Source organism: Actinomadura parmotrematis (genome assembly GCF_019458805.1).
GTDB lineage: Bacteria > Actinomycetota > Actinomycetes > Streptosporangiales > Streptosporangiaceae > Spirillospora > Spirillospora parmotrematis.
Window position 1 is genome coordinate 347,057 of the sequence record NZ_JAIBOA010000003.1, and the last position, 19,253, is coordinate 366,309.

The 19,253-nt window shown below is 72.4% G+C and carries 18 protein-coding genes and 1 pseudogene; 15 read left to right on the forward strand and 4 right to left on the reverse strand.

Features of this window, described 5'->3' with window-relative positions; genetic code table 11:
- Positions 1–35 precede the first annotated feature (35 nt).
- Positions 36–1,799, forward strand: a complete 1,764-nt coding sequence (locus K1Y72_RS06735; protein WP_220164273.1) for a tetratricopeptide repeat protein — start codon at positions 36–38, stop codon at positions 1,797–1,799.
- A gap of 100 nt (positions 1,800–1,899) precedes the next feature.
- On the forward strand, positions 1,900–3,021 hold the full coding sequence (locus K1Y72_RS06740; protein ID WP_220164275.1) for a hypothetical protein: 1,122 nt from the start codon (positions 1,900–1,902) through the stop codon (positions 3,019–3,021).
- Between the two features lie 7 nt (positions 3,022–3,028).
- Here the strand turns inward: K1Y72_RS06740 and K1Y72_RS06745 are convergent, their stop codons facing one another.
- A complete protein-coding gene (locus K1Y72_RS06745) occupies positions 3,029–5,434 on the reverse strand; it encodes a hypothetical protein (RefSeq protein WP_220164277.1) in 2,406 nt (801 codons plus the stop codon).
- A 94-nt stretch (positions 5,435–5,528) separates the two neighbouring features.
- Positions 5,529–7,136 carry a hypothetical protein gene (locus tag K1Y72_RS06750; RefSeq protein WP_220164279.1) on the reverse strand — a complete coding sequence of 536 codons (1,608 nt, stop codon included), beginning with the start codon at positions 7,134–7,136 and terminating at the stop codon, positions 5,529–5,531.
- A 94-nt stretch (positions 7,137–7,230) separates the two neighbouring features.
- On the opposite strand from K1Y72_RS06750, the gene purS reads away from it, so the two are divergent.
- The 12 genes from purS (at position 7,231) to K1Y72_RS06810 (ending at position 16,621) form a co-directional block, all read left to right on the forward strand.
- Complete coding sequence (purS, locus tag K1Y72_RS06755; RefSeq protein WP_220164281.1) at positions 7,231–7,473, forward strand: phosphoribosylformylglycinamidine synthase subunit PurS; 243 nt, start codon at positions 7,231–7,233, stop codon at positions 7,471–7,473.
- A 222-nt stretch (positions 7,474–7,695) separates the two neighbouring features.
- Positions 7,696–8,136: an ATP-binding protein gene (locus tag K1Y72_RS06760; RefSeq protein WP_258571998.1), complete on the forward strand. Its 441-nt coding sequence runs from the start codon at positions 7,696–7,698 to the stop codon at positions 8,134–8,136.
- A 142-nt stretch (positions 8,137–8,278) separates the two neighbouring features.
- Positions 8,279–8,959, forward strand: a complete 681-nt coding sequence (purQ, locus tag K1Y72_RS06765; protein WP_220164285.1) for a phosphoribosylformylglycinamidine synthase subunit PurQ — start codon at positions 8,279–8,281, stop codon at positions 8,957–8,959.
- A 37-nt stretch (positions 8,960–8,996) separates the two neighbouring features.
- Positions 8,997–12,185, forward strand: a complete 3,189-nt coding sequence (purL, locus tag K1Y72_RS06770; protein ID WP_372452840.1) for a phosphoribosylformylglycinamidine synthase subunit PurL — start codon at positions 8,997–8,999, stop codon at positions 12,183–12,185.
- Between the two features lie 89 nt (positions 12,186–12,274).
- Positions 12,275–12,646: a hypothetical protein gene (locus K1Y72_RS06775; RefSeq protein ID WP_220164287.1), complete on the forward strand. Its 372-nt coding sequence runs from the start codon at positions 12,275–12,277 to the stop codon at positions 12,644–12,646.
- A gap of 328 nt (positions 12,647–12,974) precedes the next feature.
- Positions 12,975–13,322: a hypothetical protein gene (locus K1Y72_RS06780; protein ID WP_220164289.1), complete on the forward strand. Its 348-nt coding sequence runs from the start codon at positions 12,975–12,977 to the stop codon at positions 13,320–13,322.
- Positions 13,323–13,404: 82 nt separating this feature from the next.
- Entirely contained in the window at positions 13,405–13,737 is a 333-nt protein-coding gene (locus tag K1Y72_RS06785) for a hypothetical protein (RefSeq protein ID WP_220164291.1), read from the forward strand.
- A gap of 87 nt (positions 13,738–13,824) precedes the next feature.
- A complete protein-coding gene (locus K1Y72_RS06790; protein WP_220164293.1) occupies positions 13,825–14,229 on the forward strand; it encodes a hypothetical protein in 405 nt (134 codons plus the stop codon).
- A gap of 107 nt (positions 14,230–14,336) precedes the next feature.
- On the forward strand, positions 14,337–14,747 hold the full coding sequence (locus tag K1Y72_RS06795) for a phosphoribosyl-AMP cyclohydrolase (protein WP_220164295.1): 411 nt from the start codon (positions 14,337–14,339) through the stop codon (positions 14,745–14,747).
- A 310-nt stretch (positions 14,748–15,057) separates the two neighbouring features.
- The gene (locus K1Y72_RS06800) at positions 15,058–15,267 is read left to right on the forward strand and encodes a hypothetical protein (RefSeq protein ID WP_220164297.1); all 210 of its coding nucleotides are present in this window, start codon (positions 15,058–15,060) and stop codon (positions 15,265–15,267) included.
- Between the two features lie 206 nt (positions 15,268–15,473).
- Positions 15,474–15,971, forward strand: a complete 498-nt coding sequence (locus K1Y72_RS06805) for a hypothetical protein (RefSeq protein ID WP_220164299.1) — start codon at positions 15,474–15,476, stop codon at positions 15,969–15,971.
- A 227-nt stretch (positions 15,972–16,198) separates the two neighbouring features.
- A complete protein-coding gene (locus K1Y72_RS06810) occupies positions 16,199–16,621 on the forward strand; it encodes a hypothetical protein (protein WP_220164301.1) in 423 nt (140 codons plus the stop codon).
- Between the two features lie 386 nt (positions 16,622–17,007).
- On the opposite strand, the gene K1Y72_RS06815 is transcribed toward K1Y72_RS06810, so the two are convergent.
- Positions 17,008–17,469, reverse strand: coding sequence for a hypothetical protein (locus tag K1Y72_RS06815; protein ID WP_220164303.1), 462 nt, complete (start codon positions 17,467–17,469; stop codon positions 17,008–17,010).
- Between the two features lie 128 nt (positions 17,470–17,597).
- Between K1Y72_RS06815 and K1Y72_RS06820 the strand changes: the two are divergent.
- Positions 17,598–18,260: pseudogene (locus K1Y72_RS06820) on the forward strand (tyrosine-type recombinase/integrase); the annotation flags it as partial.
- 29 nt (positions 18,261–18,289) lie between these two features.
- Here the strand turns inward: K1Y72_RS06820 and K1Y72_RS06825 are convergent.
- The gene (locus tag K1Y72_RS06825; protein ID WP_220164305.1) at positions 18,290–19,246 is read right to left on the reverse strand and encodes a coiled-coil domain-containing protein; all 957 of its coding nucleotides are present in this window, start codon (positions 19,244–19,246) and stop codon (positions 18,290–18,292) included.
- Positions 19,247–19,253 lie beyond the last annotated feature (7 nt).

Consider the following 19,253-nt stretch of genomic DNA (forward strand, 5'->3'; position numbering starts at 1 on the left):
GATATCCCGGCGTCAGGGACCCGGCGGGAGGACTGATGGAGCAGGAGGAGCGGGGGGCGTCGCACCGGTACACCGCTGAGCTGGCCGCCTTCGCCCGGGATCTGGGCGCCCTGCGGATCGAGCAGGGCAAGCCGTCCCTCCAGGAGATCGAGCGGAGCGCGCCGCCGGGCCGCCCGCTGTCGAAATCGGGTGTCAGCGAGACGCTCGGGGGCAAGCGCCTGCCCGGCCTCGACTTCCTGATCGCTCTGGTCCGGGCCCTGCTGCAGCTCGGCGACCCGGAGCGGCGCCCGGTCTCCCGCACCGATCCGCGGCTGGACGAATGGCGTTCGCGCTGGCGGAGCCTGCAGATGCTCCAAGCCGACGAGCGCCGGTCGCAGGCCCCCGAGGCGCCGGTCGCGGCGGCCGCGCCCGAGGAACCGTCCGCCGAGGACCGGCGGACGGTGCGGATCTTCGTCGCGATGCCCGGAACGTCGATGGGCGACGGGGCCGCTTGGCCCGACGTCCCCTCGATCCGCCGCAGGCTGCTCGCGCCGGTCGCGGCCCGCCTGGAAGAACTGCTCGGACGTCCCGCCGAACTCGTGCTGGAGAAGGAGAAGACGGTGCCGGGGCTGGTCCACCGCTCGATGTTCCCCGAGGCGCTGAACGCCGATGTCTACATCGCCGACCTCACGGGCGCCAACCCCAACGTCTACCTCGAGCTGGGCGTCCGGTGGGCGATGCGGGACGGCGTGACGGTCCTGATCTGCCAGGACCTCGACGACGTGCGCTACAACGCGGTCATCAACCGGGTGATCGAGTACGGGCCGATGCCCGACATGCTGGACGAGGCGATCCAGCGGATCGCGGCCGCGGCTGCGGCGGGACTCCGCGAGCCGTCCCGCGTCGACAGCCCGGTCCGCGACGGCGCACAGCTTGTTCTCGTCCCGCGCAGGGCTTACGACGCGCTCGCCGCCGAGGTCGGCGAGCTTCGCCAGCGGCAGGCCGACGACCTTCTGAAGGCCGCGCGGCGATCGGCCGATCTCGACGCCCGCATCGGACTGTTACGCGAGGCCGTCAAACGGAATCCGGCCGGCTGGCGGGGCTTCCAGGAGCTCGGCTCCGCCCTACGGCGCCAGGGCCGCCTCGAAGAGGCCGAGACCGCACTGCGGCGCGCCGCGGAGCTGGACGACGGGCAGGCGCCCGTCTGGCGGGAACTCGGACTCGTCCTCGGCAGGATCGGTCGTGCGTACGGAGAGGCCATCGAGTCCTTCGACCGCGCTCTCGCCCTAGACGGCGAGGACGCCGAGACGTGGTCCATCCAGGGCGGGATGCTGCGCCGCCAAGCCCGGCAGGAGACGGCCGGCCTGAACGCCGCCCTGCTGGAACGCGCCCGGGAGTCCTACCGGCAGGCGGCCCGGCTGGAACCGAACACCCTCTACCCGCTGATGAACGCGGCGCGCATCGACCTGCTGCTGGCCGGCCTCCGAGGGACGGACACGTCCGCCGCGGCGGACGCCTTCCGCGACCTCGAGCACCTGGCCCGCTACACCGTCTCGGCGGAGCCCTCCGGCAACCCGTGGTCCCGGTTCGACCTGGCGGACGCGCTGCTCCTCAGCGGACGGACCGAGGAGGGGCTGGCGGAGATCCGCCGGGCGGCCACCGCCTGCCCTCCGCAGGAACGCGCCCAGATCCTCGCCACCGTCGCCGCCCCGATGCGCGACTACCTCATCCTCACCGAACACCTTCCGCCCGCCATCGCCACCTCAGTCCACGAGGCGGTGCATCTCTTGGAAGAACTGGCGGCCATCCACGAGACCTGAGCCGGCCGCTGCTGCGGCGCCGTCAAGGAGAGCCCGTCCCTTTCGGCGGGCTTGACCGGAGGACTGCCGACGATGACCGATCGATGTCATCATCGGCACCGTGACGCGCCCCCGCAGGATCACCGCCACCGCCCTAGCCGCCTGCGCCCTGCTATCCGCCGCCTGCACCCACACCGCACCCCGCGCCTCCTTCGACCCCACCCCGACCCCCACCCGCCCCGGCCAAGTCGTCACCATCGCCGGCGCGCCTGACATCAACACCACCCCGCGCGACGGTGAGTACGCCCTGCGGTCCAGCGCGTTCAGCGATGCGGGGGGCCTCGCCGTGACAGACGCGGGGATCCCGTACTTCGAGGTGATCTACCAGCAGAAGGGGGCGATCGCTTACATCGACCGAACCGGCAGGATCGGTCTCCTTCGCCTCGGCTCGCTCCCCGACCAGCTCTCCGCCCAGGGCAACGATCTGTGGTTGATGAGCTCTGGCTACGGCATCAACCTGGTCCGAGCCTCGCCGACGACCTTGAATCAGGTCACCTACTTCTCCTGGCGTACTCCGTTGCCGAACCGGTTGACGGTGAAGGACGCGGCCGGACGCGTCCTTTCCGGCGAGGACCGGCGCACGGCCGACGAGTATTGGCGGGGTTCCAGGTTCGCGGTGCGCGGTGATGGAGTCCCGATCGTGGTGTCCCGCAGAGGCGACCTCTACGAGGCTCGGGGTGGCGGCGAACTGGTCGAGTGGCGAGTACCGGGCTACGAAAAGGCGCGCACGGAGGCCAGCGCTCACGGCGGGTTCGTCCTCGGCCCCGTCGCAAGCGACGGCCGCGGGGGACTGGTCGTCGTGACGAAGAGCGGAGCCGTCAGGGTCCCGCAGCGGGGTTCGGCCAGTGCGTCACGTTTTCCGGCCACGGCCCGAGCGCTGCCGCTCTGGGATGCGGCCTTGGTGCTGAAGGACGGGTCCGTGCTGCTGTTGGGCGGAGCCAAGCCGACCGAACCGATCGCGATGTCGAGCCTGCTGAGAACGGATGGCACGCTCATCCGCCTCGACTGGGGACCGGTGAAGAACTGCCGTCAGTTCGACGGCTCGCTCGCCGATCTCGGTGGGATCAAAGCGGGCGGCGCGGCCATGCGGAAGGACGGCACCATCATCGTGTCCGATCGATACTGCGGCCGCATCCTGGCGTTCCGGCTTCCTGAAGAGATGACGGGCGAGGCTTACCGGTGACGGCCGCTCACTGTGTCGGGGCCTGGTTGTAACCGGCGGCGTCCTCGGCATCGCGCAAAAGGGAGGGTCCGGTCTCGTTGGGCGTGGCGCTTCCCTTGCCGGACAACTTGAGAAGGTGGATCCAGTTGATGATCCTTCCCTGTTCGTCCGCGCTGAGGGTGGTCCGCCGGGCCAGCAGCCGGTCGACCGCCGCGTCGCCCGTACGGCCATGGTGCGCCAGGAAGTAGCCGTAGGCGAGATCCAGGGCGAGCTGATCGCTGTAGGTGGAGTCCTTCGCCCGGATCGCCGCCATCCGCTTCTCGAAGTCGTCGTAGGAGATCTTGTCCAGCAGCTTGTCGGTGCCGGACGTCACGGCGGCGGAGACGCCGGGGACCTCGGCGGCCGGATGCCCACCGGCGATCTCCATGACGAGGTCGCGGAGATGGCTGAGTTCCGTCTTCGCGTCCTCGTACTCCTTCTGAGTGATCTTCTCGTGCTCGCTGCGCTCCTTGACGTAGGCGGTGATGAGGCTGCCTTCCAAGTATCCGGCCTTGCCCATCGCGTCCCTGATGGGGCCGGTGCGCAGGCCCCAGGCGAACAGTGACCGGCGGTACTGCTGGGCGGCCGCCGCCAGCTGGGCCCACGACTTGTCGTCCGAGGCCAGGACGCGCAGGAACGCCTGGACGTCCGCGCCGCCCATGCTGACGTACAGGCGTCCGGTCGCGGGATCGGTGCGCGGGAGGCCGGTTCCGGCGGAGGTCCGGCTGGCGTCGGCGAGGGCGGCGATGTTGCTGCAGGCCACGTGGAGCAGCGCGTTGCGCAGCTCGGGCGGGAGCTCGGCCTTGTAGCTCTTGCTCGTGGGGAACCAGGACGGCTGGCTGCCGCTGTGGCCCATGCCGGGGAGGATCCAGCGGATGAGGACGGGCGGGTCGCGGTCGAGGAGCTTGTCGACCTTCGGGCGGCCGTTCTCGACCCACCAGCCCGCGGCCTTCATGAGGGCGGCGGCGTTCGCGGCGGCCTCGGCCTCGTGGCCCTTCTCCGGCGCGGTGGCCAGCTTGATCACGGCCCCGGCGGCCTTGCCGCCGTCCCGCCAGTCCGGGGCGATCAGGAGGGCGGCGTAGGTCTCGCCCAGGCTACGGGTGAGCCACGTCTGCGCCTTGGCGTCGGGCGGGTTCTGGACCGTCAGGGACTTGTCCAGCGGCGTGGCGGCGAGGGCGCGGGCGGCGGCCGAGTCGCCCTGGGCGGCGATGCGGGCGAGGATCGTGACGGCGGGGTCGTAGTCGCGGACGGCCTTGTCGTCGGTGACGCCGAGGGCACTGGTGAGGCCCCAGTCGTGCCACCAGGGGCGGCCGGGCTGGTTGATCACCGAGCTGTGGGACTCGCCCGCCAGCGTCCCCGACGACTGGGTGATCTCGTAGGACGGGTGGCGCTGGCGCCAGCGGAGGGCGGCCTGGGCCAGGTCCAGCAGGACGGCCGAGCTCCACCTGACGTTCGGCGCGCTCAGCTTCACCAGCAGGGTGTGGCCGGGCAGGTCGGCGTCGGCGGGGCCGAGGGCGCGGGTGACGGCCGGGCCGGAGCCCTGGCGGCGGGACAGGCCGGCCAGTGCGGTGCCCACGTTGCCGATCAGCGTCTTGTCGGACTTCGTCAGGGGCGTGCCCTCGTGGCGCAGGTAGAGGTCGTGGGCGAGGCCGCCGATCGAGCCGGCCGGGACGCCGCCGAAGAACGCCTGCAGGTAGGCGGTGTCCTTGGCGTTCTCCTGCAGGGAGCGGGCGATGTCGTCGAGCATCGCGTACGCGGCCGGGGTGCGCTCGCGGAGCTGCTTGGCGTAGGCGGTGGCCTGGTAGCGGCCGAGGTCGGTCATCTCCTTGGCGCCGAAGAGGTTCTTGTCCGGCACCGGGATCAGCGCGGGGTCGCCGAGCCGGACGGCGGGACCGGCGGCGAGGCCGGGGGCGGCCTGGTCTTCGGCTCGGGCGTAGCGGATGCGGGTGCGCATCCGGCCGGCCTGCTCGCGGCACCAGGCGGCGGTGCGGCGGCATTCGGCGGTGGGGGCGGCCGGGAGCAGGGCGCGGATGCGGCTCGCGTGGTTCGGCAGGTCCCAGGAGGCGCGGTTCAGGGCGGTCTCCAGGCGTTCCAGCCCGGACGGGGAGACCGCCGCGACGAGGCCGCCCGCCGGGACGGACGCGACGCGCGGCATCGGCGCCGGGGACGGGAACACCAGCGGCATCGGGGTCGCGCGGTCGGCGGCGGCCATGACGTCGTGGGCCATGCGGTCCAGGGCGCGGCTGTGTCCTTGCAGGTCGGCGGCGAACGCGCCCGCCGAGCCGCCCTGCCACACCTGCGGGCCGAACTGGCGGGCGATCTCCGTCATCAGCGCGGCGACCGCGTCGAGTTCGGCGTGCAGGGCCGCGACCTCGGCCCCCGTGACGGTCGTCATGCGCGGCACCCTCTCTGTCCCCTCAGGGAACAGTAAAGGCGCCCGCCGCCCGAATCAACGGAACCTTTTCGGATGGGTGAGGAAAGCGGTCAGCTCATTCGCGGGACAAGGCGCGGGTGGCGCCCGCGGCGACGGTCAGGCCGAGGAGCAGACCGGCCACGACGAGCAGATTCGCGATCCATTGATAAACACCTTGTGGCGCATATTCGACTTCCTGCCCCAAAGTGCCGATGGGGAGGAGCAGGTCGAGCGTGTAGAGGAAGGCGTTGAAGTGGGGGTGGTGGCCGTCGTCCAGGACGGCGGGCTTGTGCAGGGAGAACACGATGGTGCCGAAGGCGAGCAGGCCGCCGAGCCAGGACGCGGCGCGGAAGGGCCGGTAGCCGTAGCCGACGAGGACGTCCTGCATCCAGCCGACGATCTTGCGGGGGAGGCCCTGGGACCGCCGCCGGTCGCGGGCCTTGGCGAGCAGGACGGAGCGTCCGTCGGCGTCCAGGCCGAGGGCGCGGTAGGTCTGGGCGAGGCGCTCGTAGGGCTGCGGCTGGTAGCCGTCGGTGTCGCGGCGCAGCCAGTCCAGGCGCTCGCGCGCCGTCAGGGCCGGTTCGAGGTTCTCGTACTGCAGGCCGTCGAGCTGGAGGCGGCGGGGCCAGGTGCCGGCGGAGTCGCGGAGCAGCCCGATGCGGGCGTAGGACAGGTCGACGGTGCCGTCGGGGATCTCCGCCGGGCGGAGCACGACCTCCTCGGCCTGGAGGTGCTGCAGGGACAGGGCGGTGCCGTTCTCGCAGCGCAGCCGGGACCTGTCGAGCTTGAGCTGGCCGGTGACGTTGGCGCCGGCGAAGCTGACGGTGCCCTCGGCGGTGAAGCCGTCCGAGCAGTACACGTCGGTCTCCACCGCGAGGTCGTCGGCCGACAGCGCGACCTTCCCCGGGTTGCTGATCTTCGCGCCGACGAACGAGAGGTAGCCGCCGACGCGGGCGCCGCGCAGCCGGACGGCGCCGGTGGCGACGAAGCCGCCGTCGCAGAACACGTTCGCGGCGACGTCGAGGCGGCTCGCGTACAGGGCCGAGCCGCCGGGGTTGTGCAGCCGGGCCTGCCGGATGATGAGCTGGCCGCCGACGCGGGCGCCGGGCAGCCGCACCTCGCCGTGCGCGCTGAAGCCCTGGTCGAGGTAGACGTTGGCGTCCACGGCGAGGCGGTCGGCGAGCAGCGCGTCGCCGCCGGGGCTGGACAGCTGGACGCCCGACATGTTGAGGATGCCGGAGATGTGCGCCCCGTCGAGGAAGAGGCCGCCGTCGAAGCGGCTGCCCTGCAACCAGAGGTGCCCGTCCACCCGGAGGCCGGACGCGACGAGGCCGGGCAGCCGGCAGTCCATCAGGTGGATGCTGCTCATCGTCGCCCAGTACAGGTAGGGGTTCGTGTCGAACACGCAGCCGCTGAGGGCGAGCGGCGCCGACACCTGGGCGTGCCCGAGGTTGAGCGAGCCGGTGATCCGCGCCCCGTTCAGCCGCAGCGCCGCGACCTGGCCGGGCTCGGACTCGACGGCGCCGGCGAGCAGCGCGACCAGCACCTCGGCGCGGATGAGGCGCTCGGGTCCCCAGGGACCGGACGGCCCGGCCGGGTCGTCGGCGCCCAGGTCGACCGTTTCGCCGCGGGGGAACGCCTCCCACAGGCGCCGCTCGGGGGCCGTCAGATCGTCCACGTTCATCGGGCGGCTCCGGGGGGACGGGGGGAGTGTGCCCTGTCATGGTGCCGTACCCTTCAAGCGTTATCGAAAAGCGCTGATCAACGAGGGGGCGGTCGTGGCGCGCGTCGTCGTCGACGTCATGCTGAAGCCGGAGATTCTCGATCCGCAGGGCCGGGCGATCGCCCAGAAGCTGCCCCAGCTCGGGTTCGACGGGGTCACCGCGGTCCGGCAGGGCAAGCGGTTCGAGGTGGAGATCGACGGGGAGGCGGACGAGGCCGCGCTGGACCGCGTCCGCAAGATCGCCGAGACCATGCTGGCCAATCCGGTGATCGAGACCTTCGACGTCCGGGTGCTCTGAACCGCGGCAAGATCCATTGTCGGCGGTGCGGGAATGGCGCCGGGAGCCGTCACCGTCCGTTCATGAAAAGAGCGGACGGTGTAGCGATTACGGCAGATTCGGCCGGGGAAGTGTTAGCTGCGTCGAATTCCTCGGGCGCCCGTCCTCCGGCGGCCCCCGAGCCCCCGAGCGACCGGGGTTCCGGCAGGGGCCCCGGAACGGACGCGAGGTGTCCCGGTGGATATGAAGTTCTCGCTGGCTCTGCCGCGCGAGGCGCTGAGCATCCCGGTGGTCCGCCGCGTGGTCGGTGATTCGCTGCGCGGGCTGGGGGTGGCCGACGACGTCGTGGACGACATCCTGCTGGCGCTCTCCGAGGCGTGCACCAACGTCGTCCAGCACGCCCGCACGTCCGGGGACTACGAGGTGACCGCGCGGATCGACGACGAGAGCTGCCGGATCGCGGTGATGGACTGGGGCCGGGGGCTCCGCCACGCCCGCCCCGAACCGGATGAATTGGCGGAATCCGGGCGCGGCATTAGGATCATGCGGGCACTCATGGACGAGCTGGACATCTCGGCCGGTACGGACAGCGGCACCGTCGTCCACCTGCGGAAGCGGCTGACCTGGCGGGACGAGGCCCTCATCCGGCGCCTCGAGCACCGCCTCATGCACAGCGCCGGGTAGATTAGGACGCGCGCGGGGGGATTGCGACGCGCGCGAGAGGGGTAGGGCGGGCCCGTTGATCGCCCGTCTTCCGGACGCCCTCACCATGCAGTGGCGCTCGCCTGCCCCGGCGGGCGAGGATCGCAGCGAAGGAACGGACGCGATGAATGCTGCCCGGATCGGGGTCATCACCTTCCCTGGTTCCCTGGACGACCGCGACGCCGCACGGGCCATCACCATGGCCGGCGCCGAGGCCGTCCCGCTCTGGCACGCCGACCACGACCTGCGGGACGTGGACGCGGTGGTGCTGCCGGGCGGGTTCTCCTACGGCGACTACCTGAGGGCGGGCGCCCTCGCGCGGTTCGCCCCGCTGATGACCGAGGTGATCGCCGCGGCCGGGAACGGCCTGCCCGTCCTCGGCATCTGCAACGGCTTCCAGGTGCTCTGCGAGTCGCACCTGCTGCCCGGCGCGCTGCTGCCCAACGCGGGCCTGCACTTCGTCTGCCGCGACCAGCGGCTCCGCATCGACGACGCCGGCACCGCCTGGACCGCCGACTACAGCACCGGCCAGGAGGTGGTGATCCCGGTCAAGAACGCCGACGGCCGCTACGCCGCCGACCGCGAGACGCTCGCCGAGCTGGAGGGCGAGGGCCGCGTCGTCGCCCGCTACCTGGACCTGAACCCGAACGGCTCCCTGAACGACATCGCCGGGATCCGCAACGAGGCCGGCAACGTCGTCGGCCTCATGCCGCACCCCGAGCACGCCGTGGAGTCCCTGACCGGCCCGTCCACCGACGGGCTCGGCTTCTTCACCTCGATCGTCAAGGGCCTGGTCGGCGCATGAGCGGCCGGTCCCGCAATGAGTGCACGGGGAGCACGCAATGAGTGAGCAGCGCCCGAAGGGCTCGGGGGCTCCCGAGGACGAGACCTCCATGGAGTGGATCCTCGACCTCAAGGACGACGCCGACGACCCCGAGCTGCACGCCGTCGACCCGTCGGTGACGCACGCCTTCGAGGCCATCCTCGACGAGGAGGGCGAGGCGCGCCCGGCCGAGGGCGGCCCGCAGCCCGCCGGCGGTCCGGGCAGCGGCCCGCAGCCGGCGGTCGGCGAGGACGGCCTCCCGCTCGGCGGCGCGACCGCCGCCCCTGGCCCGCAGCCGGCCGAGGGCTCCGGCCCGCAGCCCGCCGTGCCCGAGGACGACCAGCCCCTCGGCGGCGGCTTCGGCACCGGTCCGCAGCCCGCGGTGTCAGGCGAGCACGCCAGGGGCTTCGGCACGGGTCCGCAGCAGGTGCAGGGCTCGGGTCCGCAGCCCGTCGTGCCGCAGGACGACCACCCGCTGGGCGGCGGTTTCGGCACCGGCCCGCAGCCCGCCGTGTCGGGGGAGCACCCCGGGACCGGCGGCTTCGGCACGGGGCCGCAGCCCGCGGTCGCCTTCGGGACGGGTCCGCAGCCCGTCGTGCCCGAGGACGACCACCCGCTGGGCGGCGGTTTCGGCACCGGCCCGCAGCCGGCCGTCGGCCAGGGCACGGGCCCGCAGCCAGCCGTGTCGGGCGAGTACCCCGGAGCCGGTGGCTTCGGCACCGGCCCGCAGCCCGCCGTCGGCCAGGGCACCGGCCCGCAGCCCGCCGTGTACCCCGGCACCGGCCCGCAGCCGGTCGTCGACGCCGGCCCGCAGGTCGCCTCCGACGAGCACGCCCGCGACTTCATCAAGGCGCTCGCCGCCGAGGCCGGTCCCGGCGTCACCACGCCGGGCGAGGTCGCGCCGCCCGCCGACGGCCGCCACCACCGCGCCGTCGCCGAGCCGGGCACCGACACCGTCGAGGTCGCCGCGCGCACGCCCGACCGCCCGCAGCCCTACGCCGAGCTCGGCATGAAGGACGACGAGTACCGGCGGGTCCGCGACATCCTCGGCCGCCGCCCGACCGCCGCCGAGCTGGCGATCTACTCGGTCATGTGGAGCGAGCACTGCTCCTACAAGTCCTCCAAGGTGCACCTCCGCCAGTTCGGCGACAAGGCGCCCCGCACGGACGCGCTGCTCGTCGGCATGGGCGAGAACGCGGGCGTCGTCGACGTCGGGCAGGGCTGGGCGGTCACCTTCAAGGTCGAGTCGCACAACCACCCGTCCTACGTCGAGCCCTACCAGGGCGCGGCGACCGGCGTCGGCGGCATCGTCCGCGACATCATGTCGATGGGCGCCCGCCCGATCGCCGTCATGGACTCGCTGCGGTTCGGCCCCGCCGACGCGCCCGACACCCAGCGGGTGCTGCCGGGCGTCGTCGCGGGCGTCGGCGGCTACGGCAACTCCCTCGGCCTGCCCAACATCGGCGGCGAGACCGTCTTCGACGCCTGCTACGCGCAGAACCCGCTGGTCAACGCGCTCTGCGTGGGCGTGATGAAGCACGACGACATCCAGCGGGCGGTGGCGCCCGGTCCCGGCAACAAGGTGATCCTGTTCGGCGCCGGCACCGGCCCCGACGGCATCGGCGGCGCGTCGGTGCTGGCGAGCGCGACCTTCGACGACGAGTCGCAGGCCAAGCGGCCGAGCGTGCAGGTCGGCGACCCGTTCATGGAGAAGCTCCTCATCGAGTGCTGCCTGGAGCTGTTCCGCGCGGGCCTCGTCGTCGGCATCCAGGACCTCGGCGCCGCCGGCGTCTCCTGCGCGACGACGGAGCTGGCCGCGGCCGGCACCGGCGGCATGGACGTCGACCTCGACGCCGTCCCGCTGCGCGACGCGACGCTCCGCCCCGAGGAGATCCTCATGAGCGAGTCGCAGGAGCGCATGATGGCGGTCGTCGAGCCCGCCAAGGTCGACGACTTCCTGGCGATCTGCGCGAAGTGGGAGATCCCCGCGACCGTCATCGGCGAGGTCACCGACACCGGCCGTCTCGTCATGACCTGGCGCGGCGAGGTCATCGTCGACATCCCGCCGGTGACCGCCGCCGACGAGGGCCCGGTCTACGAGCGGCCGCTCGCGCCGCCCGCCGACCTCGGCGGCCTGCAGTCCGACACGCCCGGCCGGCTCACCCGCCCGTCCAACGGCGACGAGCTGCGCCGCACCGTCCTCTGGCTCGCGGGCTCGCCGAACCTGGCGTCCAAGACGTGGGTGACGTCCCAGTACGACCGGTACGTGCTCGGCAACACCGTGCAGGCCATGCCGGACGACGCGGGCATCGTCCGCATCGACGACGAGACGGGCCTCGGCATCGCGCTGTCGCTGGACGGCAACGGCCGCTACGCCCGCCTCGACCCGTACGCGGGCGCGCAGCTCGCGCTGTCGGAGGCGTACCGCAACGTCGCCGCGACGGGCGCCCGGCCGCTCGCCGTCACCAACTGCCTGAACTTCGGCTCGCCGGAGGACCCGGGCGTCATGTGGCAGTTCTCGCAGGCCGTCACCGGCCTCGCCGACGCCTGCCAGTACCTCGGCGTCCCGGTGACCGGCGGCAACGTGTCCTTCTACAACCAGACGGGCACCGCGCCGATCAACCCGACGCCGGTCATCGGCGTGCTCGGCGTCCACGACGACGTGCGCCGCCGCGTCGGCATGGCGTTCGTCACCGAGGGCGCGACGCTGGCGCTGCTCGGCGAGACCCGCGAGGAGTTCGGCGGCTCGGAGTGGGCGCACGTCGTCTACGACCACCTCGGCGGGCTGCCGCCGAAGGTGGACCTGGCGGCCGAGCGCGCCCTCGCCGGCGTGCTGATCACCGCGTCCCGCGAGGGCCTGCTGGTGGCCGCGCACGACCTGTCGGACGGCGGCCTGTCGCAGGCGCTCGTCGAGTCCTGCCTGCGCGGCAGCCTCGGCGCGAAGGTGACGGTGCCGGGCGACGGGTTCGTGGCGCTGTTCAGCGAGTCGGTGGCGCGCTGCCTCGTCGCGATCCGGCCCGGCAGCGAGGGCCGCGTCGCGGCGCTCTGCGAGCAGGCGGGCGTCCCGGTCAGCCAGCTCGGCGTCACCGGCGGCGACGCCCTGGAGATCTCCGGCCGGACCGCCGAGGGCGACCAGGAGCTGTTCTCGATCCCGCTGGCCGAGCTCCGCGAGGCCCACGAGCGGACGCTCCCGAGCTACGCCGGCTGAGCACCGCGCGAAGGGGCCGGGCCGTTCTCCGGCCCGGCCCCTTCGCGTCCCGCCCGAACGGACCGGCGGCGCCGCGCGTCCAACCCTGCATGGACACGGCAGCGGTGGAAGCGGTCGCGACGATCGTCGCGACGGGGGCGATCTCGGGGCTGGGCGAGCAGGCGGCCCTCGGCGTGGTGGCGCGCCTCCGCGACCGCGTCAAGGCGGCGTTCGGCTCCGACCGGCGCTCGGCCCAGGACCTGGAGCTGGCGATCGCCGAGCCGTCCGACGACCGCATCCGCGCGCTCGTCAGCGCGCTCGTCTGGCACGCCCGCGAGAACCGGGACTTCGCCCGCGAGCTCGCGGGCTGGGCGGCCGAGTACCGGCCCCCGCAGGCCCCGCTGACGCAGCACATCCACGCCGCCCGCGACGCCTACACGTCCGGCCGCGACATGACCGTCCACCAGCGCCCCGAGGAATGACCGGCACGGCGCTGGCACGGCTGTGCGCCCGCCGGGGACTGGACGCCCCGGCGTGCCTCTCCCCGGAGCGGCTCGCCGGCCCGCTCGGCCTGCACGTCCAGGACGTCCACGTGCTGGCGGGCCTGGCGGTCCCCGACGGGCTCGACCGCGTGGACGCCAAGCGGAGCGGCACGGTGGTCGGGCTCCTCCGCCACGCCCTGCGGCTGCCGCAGGAGCAGCGGCGGCAACTGCTGGAGGCCGCCCGCTCGCTGCCGGACCGCCCTCCCGTACGCCCCTCCCCGCACCGCTCTCTTACGAGCGCTACCCTCCGGGACGCGGCGCCCTGCTCATGGGCCTGCTCCGCAACCGCGACCTGGGCTGGAGCGGCACCGCCAAGGCGATGGCCGTCATGACCGACGGCCGGATCTACCTGTCGGCCGCCACCATCGGCGGAGCGGGCCGGGGAACGGTCACGCCGACGCCCGCCCTGCTGGCCGGTTTCGCGACCGTGCTGGGGTTCTCCGTAGGCGACCTGGCGGCCGTCCTGGACATGGACGCCCCGGACGGCGAGCCGTCCGCGCCCGAGGTCGCGGCCCTCCTCTGGGAGGCGCGCCGCCTCACCGCCGCCCAGGTCGAACGGCTGACATCCGCTCCGCGAGGGGAGATACGGACGTCCCCAAACAGTCGCTCCGGGTAGCCGGGGAACAGCGGACGCCGAAGATCCGTCGTACTGGTCGACCGAACGGGCTCCCCTGACCACGGAACGGAGCGGCCTGCCGGTGAAGAAGACGGTTCGACTCCTGCTGGGCCTCGCCTGCCTGCTCGTCCCCCTCTTCTACGGCAGCGTCAAGCCGCACTCGGAACGGATCGCCGACGCGGCGCTCGGCTGGACCGGCCAGCACCTGGACAGCCCCTACCCGCAGATCCTCCTCGGCGTCCTGGTGGCCGTCTGCGCCGTGGTGAACGAGCTGTTCCCCTGGCACGGCGGCGGTGGCCGCGGCCCGGGGCCGGCGATCCCCTGGGAGCTCGTCCTCAAGCGCGCCGGCGCGCTGGTGGTCGTCCTCGCCCTCCTCGCGGGCGGCGGCTGGGGCCTCGTGAGCCTGCGGGAGTAGCAGCGCCGCGCGGCGGCCGCCGACGCCCGCGCGAAGGCGGACGAGGAGCACCGCGCCGCCCTCCGCTCGGCCGCCGACCAGATGATCGTGGCGCGCCTCGCGGCGCCGGCCTCCACCACCGTCCGGGACGGCGTCACCGCCGAGGTCGAGAGCGCCGACCTGACGCGCGTCCAGACGGTCGTCCGGGTCGTGGTGGCCAACCGGTCGGCGGCCGTCGCCAACTTCCACATCAGCGCCGCGCTCGTCTTGCAGGACGCCCGCGGCGTCGAGATCTGGACCGCCATGGCCGCCACGTCGGGCAAGTGGACGCGCACGTTCGACGCCGTCGCCCCGGGCGCTGCGAAGCGGTTCACCTACGTCTTCCGCAAGCGCGCCTCAGCGCGCGCCGCCACCAGCGGGAAGATCACCCTGCAGCACTTCCAGGGCTGGACCCGCGACACCGCGAAGGTGGCGATCCCGTTCCGCCTGGCCCCCGTCCAGTACCAGAGGTAGCGGTACCGCTCCGGCCCGGCCGCGACACGCCGCGTCCGACATCCGCGTCACCGGGCCGTCCGTAATTCGGCGTGCGGACGGTGGCCCGTCCCGGGCAAGATGGTCCGGTGAACGAACTTGAGGAAGGCACCCGCCTCGCCCTGGACTTCGACAAGCTCACGGCCGTCGCCGAGACCGGCTCCCGGGTCGTGCCCGTCGTCCTCCAGGACGCCGACGACCGCGCGGTGCTGTTCATCGGCTACGCCAACGACGAGGCGTTGAAGGCGACGCTGGACGAGGGGATCGCCGTCCTCTGGTCCACCTCGCGCAACGAGCTGTGGCGCAAGGGCGCGACGTCGGGCGACGTGCTGAGGCTGGTGGAGGTCCGCGTCAACTGCGAGCAGAACTCCCTGCTCTACCTGGTCCGCCGCTCGACCGGCGGCGCCTGCCACACCCACCTGCCCTCCGGGGAGAGCCGCCCGACCTGCTACTACCGCACCCTCGCCGACGGCACCACCCTGCGCCCGGCCACCGACTGACGCTGCGCTTCCGTCGTACACATCCTCGACGATCCTTCCTCGTCCCCTCGCGTTCGAGCGCTTCTGGAGCGAGCGCGGCCGTCCCGGCGATGCCAGCGCCGCTGATCCACGAGCTGGCGCGTGCGCAGGACGCCGGCGGAGGCGAGGTGCCCAATTGGCGCAGGTGCGGAACCGGCCGCACACCGCCCTGCACCTTGCGGTCCCTTGCGGGCACGAGCCGGTCGTGGACGAGGCGACCCCGCCTCCACCCGACGCCGAAGCGTCCGGCCCGGCCGACAGATGGTGGCTCGACGGTGAGACTGCGGTGCACATGCGGCTACACGCATGGTGGGGCCGCGAGGACATCTGGACCGTCCGCTGCTTCGCCTCCCGGGCGTCGCGCCTGGCGGCCGTGTCCGAAGAGGTGCGGCACGCGATGACCGGCGACATCCGGCAAGGAGAGGAGTGGTGCACGCTGTGCGGCCACTTCGAGCGGCCGGGGCGCCCCTGCCTCCCCGGCCGGAGAAGCCCGCGCGCCTGATCACACGAGACCGGCCTCGCCCGCTCAGCTGGGGGTCGAAGCAGAGGAGTCCCAGTCGCGCCGCGACGTCGGCGAGGCGGGTTGGACCGGCACTCGGGCAGGGGGCATCGTCATCACGTCTGCCGCCTGCGGCGTAACACCCGGGATCGCTCTGTCGTACCCATTGGCAAGTCTGTCCGCTGCGAATCGAACGAAAGGGGGGGTACGTGGGAGCTGATAGCTGGGTCCACATCGTTCCGTATCAGGAGGACGCCACCGCTGCCCTCGCGGCACTTGTGCGCAAGGAAATGCAGGAGGTCGTCAACGTATGGCCCGCGGACGGGCCGTGCCCGACGACATCGCAGGAGTTCTGGCGATCCTGCGAGGAACTGGACTTCTGGCTCGACGGAATCCTCGGCCTCGGCGCCGAGTCGGTCGAGAAGGACGACCACGACGCCCGCTTCAAGGTCCGCTTGATCACGGATCACGAGGTGCTGTCCTTCTTCGGCACCGCCCACCCCGGCCGGGCCGATTTCGACCGGGCCGAAAAAGCGGCCTCCACGGCGGCTCATCTCAACGGCTCCTACGGATCGCCCGGCCCCTGCCCGCCCGGCTGCCCCCACGCCTTCGATCCGCCGGAACGCGACTCGGGCCGCGCCACGGTCCTCTACGACGACGAGCGGCGACCCCTGCACATCGCCTTCTGGGGCTCCACCACCTGCTGACCCGTTCTGGCGCGAAAGAAGATCGGCTCGCTGCCCCGCTCCCCGGCCCGCGGGCGTTCGGGGGCGGGGAGCGCGCTGGGCGCGGGGACTGGAGGACGGAGTTCTGGGCCGGCATGAGTCCCTCGGCGACGCTCAACGCCTCGTACATGATCGCGGCCCACGTGCCTGGGGTGCCTCCTTCCGCCTCGTCCGAAGCGCGGGGAAGATGGTTCGTCGTGATGAGGTCGGTGAGCCGTCCGGTCTTGGCGGTCAAGGCCGGCGGGCCGTGGCTGGTCTTGGTGGGCGGCACGTGGGCCGTGGACACCGAGAACGAGTCCGGCGTTCGACTCGGCCGGGGGCGCATGTGGTTGCTGCCGCTGCTGGAGCGTTCACGGGAGGAGGTCGAGTCCGAAGCGCGGGCCCGCCTCGGGGCTGGTGATCCCGACGTGGGGGAAGCGCTGAGGGCGGTGATCGGCATGGGCCTGGACGCCTGGTCGGACCACTGGCTGTCCAAAGCCGTGGCCTGGATGACGGACGAAGAGGTCGTGGTCTTCTCCGAACGTCTCCACGAGATCGCGCTGGAAAGCGTCGGACCCCGGTCCCAAGACACCAGGCACGCCGCGAAGCGACGGCTCGAGCGACTTGGGCTGTGGTCGCCTGATCGCGAGTGAGCTCCGCGGACGTCGGGCCGGCCGGGACGGGGCCGGCGGACGTGTCGCGCGGCCTGAGCGTCTGCCGCGGGCGCTAGAAGACCGAGTTCTGAATCCCGCAGAACCATGACCAGCGCCAAAGCCTTCGATCAAGCCTCTGACCTGCGCCCCCACCTCTTACGGACTCTCATCATCTCGTAGCGAATCCAGTCCCCATGTGCCCTCGATGTGCCCTGCGTGCGTCGAGGGCCTTGCCTGCCCAGAACCATCTACCGCACCAGCCGCACACCCGTCCGGAGTGCTCGTTCGCGCGAACGGTGAAACGCTGTGACAGACAGTGGCGCGCGAACGAGTGCTCCGGGGCGCGGGGGTCCAGGGGGCGGGGTAGCCCCCTGGTTCGATCTCGCCTAGCCGGCTTCCCCGATGACATTGCGAACTTGCTCGGCAGCCTCCGCGTGGAGCCGTGGCAAGCACTCGCTGAGGGCCGGAACGATGCTGTTGGGAACGGTGCCGTACTCGACCAGGTAGCCAAGAGAGTGTGCGATCTCTTCCTGCACCGTGGCATCGGTCTCTCGCGTGAGGCTGTCCACGAGCGGCAGCACCATGTCAACCGTCTCAAGGTCCGTTCTGCAGGCGTGGATGAGTCGGTCACCGAGGTAGGCGGCTGCCAGCTCGCGTGCCTGCGGTTCATCGTGGGCTAGCCAGGACACCAACTCAGCGGTCGAGGCGTCGATCATTCGGGAACCGAGTTCCTGGCGGATGGGTCGTGTCGCGTCTTCTTGAGCAGGGCGTCGGGTCATCTCCGCATTCTGACGGTGGCGGCGCGACCTGACGATGGCCGACAGACGGGCAGCGGCCTGCTGCTGCACGATGCGCGGTCCGGCGCCCGCCGGCCGGTGACCGGCGCCCACGCCGCACGCGCCGGGCGGCGCCGGCGCCGGGCCGCGCAGCGGCGCGAGCGCCGCCGCCCCTCGAACCGTGGACGGTCGAACGGGTCGCTGCGGTAGCTGAGACGATCACTGAGCGGTACGCGGCCATGGTGGCGGTCGGGGCTCGGCTCGGACTTCGGCAAGGTGAGGCGTTCGGCCTGGCCGTCGATGACGTGGACTTCCTGCGGGGCGTCGTGCACGTCCGGCGGCAGGTCAAGCTCTTCCGGGATCGGCGGATGGTGTTCGCGCTGCCCAAGGGCGGCAAGGAGCGGGACATCCCGCTACCGGAGTCGCTGCGGCTCCTGCTCGCCGAGCACATGCGGCCGGAGAAGTACCCGCCGGTCCAGGTGACGTTGCCATGGCGGGTGCCGGAAGGGGAACCGGTGCCGGCGCGGCTCGTGTTCACGACTCGGCAGAACACGCCGATCAACCGGACGGAGTGGAACCGCTTCGTCTGGAAGCCGGCGCTCGTGCGGGCCGATGTTCCGGCAACGCGGGAAAACGGGTTCCATGCCTTGCGGCATCACTTCGCGAGCGTGCTACTTGAGCGCGGGGTCGACGTCCGGGCGCTCGCCGAGTTCCTCGGGCACGCGGACCCCGGGTTCACGTTGCGGACGTACACGCACCTGATGCCGTCCAGCCGGGATCGGATGCGGCTGGCGATCGATGGGGCCTGGGGGCACGATGCCGGGGCGTGTGCCCTGGATGTGCCCTCAGAGCGGGTGTCGTGAGCTGCGGCGCAGGTCAGCGGCGCGGGGCGCTAGAAGACCGAGATGTGGACGTGGTCGTAGTGGTTGGCGGTGATGCCGCCGCGGTCCTCCATGGCGCGCCAGCCGGGGCTGCGGAGGTCGTAGATGCGCTGGCGCCAGATGATGTACTTGATGCCGAGGGCGCCGGCGTGGGCGATGGCGTAGGCGGCGACCTGGTTGCCGTTCTCGACGCGGGCGGCGGTCGGCATGGTGCCGCCGCTGCTCTCCATGAAGTCGCAGGCGTGGCCGGTGCCGTGGTCCTGGGGGTCGCCGGTCGAGCGGACGCAGCCGATGATCGGGAACGGTCCGAACTCGGTGTCGATGACGTTCTTGACCTTCAGCATGCGGGCGGTGACGCCGCCCATGCCCGACGTCGGGGACTGCGGCTTGTACTTCTTGACGAGCGACTTGATGCGGGTCCGCTGGGCGTCGAGGTCGGCGATCTCCTTCTGCAGGTCGGAGATCTTCGCCTGGGCCTGCGCCTTGGCCTTCTGCTGCTCGTCGATGAGCTTCTGGAGCTGCTGGACGCGGGTGGCCTGGTTCTGCGAGAGGTGCGTCGCGAGGCTCGCCGAGTTCAGCACCGCCGACGGGTCGCCGTCGGCCAGGACCTGGACGGAGGGGTCCGCGCCGCCCGTCATGTACTGGGTGGCGGCCATCTGGGCGACGCGGAGGCGCGCCTGCTCCAGGTCCCGGGTGAGCTTGCCGGAGTTCGACAGGGCCTTCCGGACGCCGTACTGGGCGTCCTTCAGCTTGGCGAGGTCGCCGCCGTACTCCTTGTCGAGCCGGGCGATCTGGGCGTTCAGCTTCTTCAGCTTGGACGTGTCGCCCGGGTCGGCGGCGGCGGGGGCGGGCGCGAGGGTGCCCGCGGTGAGCGGCAGCGCCGTCGCGGCCAGCGCCGTCAGGGCCAGCGCGGCGCGGCGCAGGCGCGCGGCGGCGCGCGGCCGGCCGGTGGAGCCGGGACTCTCCACGGTCGTC